Genomic DNA, 3936 nt, shown 5'->3' with positions numbered 1-3936 from the left:
TTGCTTTTTGTTAATTGTCTACTTGACAGGGGTCACTTCAAATGAGGGATGGCTACTTCTTTATCACGAATCATCATTTTTAATTCTTCAATCGAAAACGCTGGCTTACGTTTGTGTAGCATTGCATGACAATTGGGACATACAGGTCGCAAGTCCTCTACTGCATCAACCTCATATTCTCTACCAACCTCATACAACGGTTTTAAATGATGAACATGAATGAAATCCTTACCTACTTCACCGTAATATTCGTAGAAATTAAAATTACAGACACTGCATTGGCAACCATGATGCTCAATGCATTTTTTTCTAGCAATCGGATTCCTCTCATAGACATTGACGAACACTTGCTTTACCGCACCCTCAATAAGCTTATCTGGTTCACTTTCTTCCTCTGAAAGGATTTCAGGGTGATTCTCTAGTGAGTCGTTAAACTGCCAAACAATAAACACTGGAGATGCATCTTCAAAGCTTTTCACTTTACCATTACCTATGTAAACGAATTGAGTATCATCACTATCTTTTCTTGCAAAAATGTAAACTTTTCTTTTTGGATAGATAAGAGACTGTATGGAGTCATGTGATAATTTCGAACCCTTTTTCCCATACCACTCTAAGTCATTCCCATCAAATCTGTTAGGGTGATCATGCCCAGTTCTACCTGCTGTGCCAACATTGGCAAATACATAGGAATCACTATTATATCGAGTATACCCTGTGTCCCAATTTCCCCCTTGTTGGGCATCAGGAACGTTTACTATTCTATAAACATCTTTGCGAGTATAATACTCACCTACTGTGAACGTGGGAATCCTTAACTCATCGGAAGCATCCTCTTCAAATACCACACCCTGAACTACATATTCACACTTCTCCAACCGCTCAAAAGCAGCCCTCCGTTCTTCAACGGTAAATAAGACTCTGTATTGAGGAAGAAGAACACTTGCTTCAATGGTCAAATCCAGTCTCTTCTCACTCCACAAGCGATCAAAGCCTGTCGTTGCAGCATCTCTTGCAAGGAATTCCTTCGCAACACTTACCGCTCCACGTTCACTAATCATTTGAATGAAAGCCTTCGCATTGTACCTACACTCTGTCTTAGCAGTGTTGTAAGCTGTGACAACTGTTTTATGAAAGCTTTTTACAGCATAATCTCCAGCATTTTTGTATATAACATCACTCATTTCATCGATAATTATGAACCCTAACTGCTTTAAGAACCCATTAGTTTCACAACCACCACTAAATTCATGCGGTTCTAGTTCGTTTCCGTTAACAAATGTATTTGCAATGGAGAGGACATACTTTGGTGGGTAACTTTTATCGTTATATACCAAAACATATTTCGTTGAAAGTCTTTCATCTGGCACACCATTCTTGTTGATGTATTCTATTGCACCTATGACGTGTTCAATCGATATATTTTTAGGTAATGGCATAGACTGCTCCTTTGACCCCTTATTTACTAGATTAATAGCAATATACCAAAATTATATACATATTAATATAAGGAAAATCCAGTAACGAAGAAGAAACAGGAGTCTAGTCCGAAAATTTGCATTGAATGAAGTTACAGGGACGATGGAGTGGATTGTATGACAATGTAATACAAATGTATTAAGATGTATTACCTTTGTCTTATTGTTGGATAGGGGCATAAACATAGGTGTCCATGCAAGGAGTGCCAACGGCACGATAGGAGCGAAGTGACAGGTTTTGACCTTCTTGAACGCAAGCGTGAGAACCTACCCAGCCTATTGTTTATGGTAGGTTTTTTTCTTTCTTAGTTCTTTTGTATATGCTCCCCATTCATGAGTCAAATTTGACTTCATTTTGGGACTAGTAAAATCAAAATCGGGTGACGTATGCTTGAGTGTGTCGATAATCTCATTACAGATCCGAATCTGCGCCAATACCGCTTCTTCATCGCTGCTTTGTTCCCGCACGACTTTAAGTGCCCTACGGGTCACCATCGCCAAATAATTGGACAACATCTTCCGTGCTTCTTCCGCATCTAGCGGCTCTCTGCCAATCTCATATACTTCCGGGTCAAGAGCAGATAACTGCTGCGACGTTATATTATTAATGATTTGCTCATAGAGTCCTTGTTTCATGAAGTAACCTCTTTTGTGTAGAGTGATGTGTCTCTTAGTCAGGATTCGACAGATGGGGTGGATAACCTCTATGTATCGAGACAGTAGTTGCGTTTATATTTCTCTTCTTGGCGTGAATGAAAAAAAAGAAGGGGCACAATCCCCCTTCTTCTAATATTGCAATATTTGCAAGATAACTTTCACTTTACTTGCTTTCTTGTGCCAACATGTTCAGCAGAACCTTTACAGCTTCCGCTCTTGTAGCGTGATCTTGAGGGACGAATTTGTTATTGTTTTTCCCTTGCACAATACCTGATTGCTTCACGAAAGCAACGCTACCTTTTGCCCACGCTGGGATGTCATTGTCATCTGCGAAGCCGATTGCAGATTTAACTTCGATCGAATGACCCAAAGCATGTGCAAGCATCACTGCCATCTCTGCACGTGTAACTGCTGCATCTGGACGGAAGGTCACGTCCGCATTGCCTTTAATAATGCCTAGTTGTAAGGCTTGCGCGACCGCTTTCTGCGCCCACGATCCGATCTTCGCAGAATCTGTGAAGGTCAGCGTCGCTCCTGCCTCTTGCGGCTTCAACGTATTCATCAGCATTACAGCAAATTCTGCACGCGTCACGGTAGCGTTCGGCTTAAATGTTCCGTCCGTATAACCCGTGACGATTCCGCTACTTATCGCTTTCTTGATGCTGACCTCAGCCCAGTGTCCAGCGATGTCGCTAAAGTTAACCTCCGTAGTGTTTCCCGTTGGTTTCTCTGTTACGGGAAGACCCGTGGATTGATCTACAACGAGTACCGCATACTTCGTAAAGTGATTAACATCTACTGTGATATGATTCCCGTTTATCTTGCCACCTTCAACTTTAACCCATGATTTCTTCGCTTCATCATAATAGAATACTGATACAATTTGATTGCTTTGCAAAATTGTAGGATCGAAGGTAAAAGTCAATGTTACCGGTTTACTGAAGTTCTCTGAGAAATCTTTGGAAAGTTCAAATACCGAACTAGCTAGAATCTCTTTATTCGTTAGAAGTACTTTAGTGTTCAATACTTCTTCTATCGTTAATTTCATTGCTTTGTTTGTAGCGCCTGCTGGAATAGAGATCGTGATCGCATCTCCCAAGCTGACCTGACCCGTTCTACCAACAGGAAGTGCTAATTTGCCATCCGTTGCAGTAACCTTGCTATCGATTGGGGACGTTGGTGTTGTTGAACCTCCGCCTCCGCCGCCTGATGGTGGTGTCGGTGTTGGATCTGGTGTTGGTATTACTGCTTCTTTCACCGTCAAGGTATACGTTACGGTCGTTATTCCATCCTGAGCTGTAACAATGACCTTATAGCCTGTTGCCAAAGTTGTAGCTACGGTTGTTCCGTCTTCACCGTAGACTTCATACGTTACACTGGCCGATGATACCGTGATCGCTGCCTTCAACTGCGCTAATGTTGTTCCATATGGAATGTCTGTTATTGTTTCATTTACTGTTCCGCCTATGCTAACTTTTCCGATTGTGGATTTGAGCGTTGCATCTGCAATAGGGTTATTTACTGCGAATACGGCTGTTACAACTCCATCATTAGCCTCATTTGTTGTTGTTGCTCCAGCTACTTTAAAGAAGTCTTCAGCCACACCTGTTAATGTGTATCCTACTTTGGGTGTAATTGTTATCGTTGCTGTGTAGGCTGTATTTCCAACAAATGTTGCATCCTCTGGTGACCATGCAATCGTTGCTGTATATTCGGATGTATCCTTTATTGTAGATACTGGCGTTGCACCTATGACTGGCGCTGTTACTCCAGCTATGCTTGCTGTTGCGATTGGCACCGC

General features: G+C 41.8%; 2 protein-coding genes and 1 pseudogene. All 3 read right to left on the bottom strand.

Annotation, left to right across the window (positions count from 1 at the left end; genetic code table 11):
- Positions 1 to 32: 32 nt before the first annotated feature.
- On the bottom strand, positions 33 to 1439 hold the full coding sequence (locus tag BW961_RS29230; RefSeq protein WP_244556097.1) for a DUF3427 domain-containing protein: 1407 nt from the start codon (positions 1437 to 1439) through the stop codon (positions 33 to 35).
- A gap of 405 nt (positions 1440 to 1844) precedes the next feature.
- Positions 1845 to 2114, bottom strand: a pseudogene (locus BW961_RS29225) (hypothetical protein); the annotation flags it as partial.
- Between the two features lie 184 nt (positions 2115 to 2298).
- On the bottom strand, positions 2299 to 3936 hold a 1638-nt coding region (locus BW961_RS29220; RefSeq protein WP_139331802.1), incomplete at its 5' end, for an S-layer homology domain-containing protein.

It is taken from the genome of Paenibacillus macquariensis (assembly GCF_900156375.1).
GTDB classification, from domain to species: Bacteria; Bacillota; Bacilli; order Paenibacillales; family Paenibacillaceae; genus Paenibacillus_AQ; species Paenibacillus_AQ macquariensis.
Note: the sequence above shows the minus strand (reverse complement) of the source record. Positions and strands in the feature narration are given on the sequence as shown.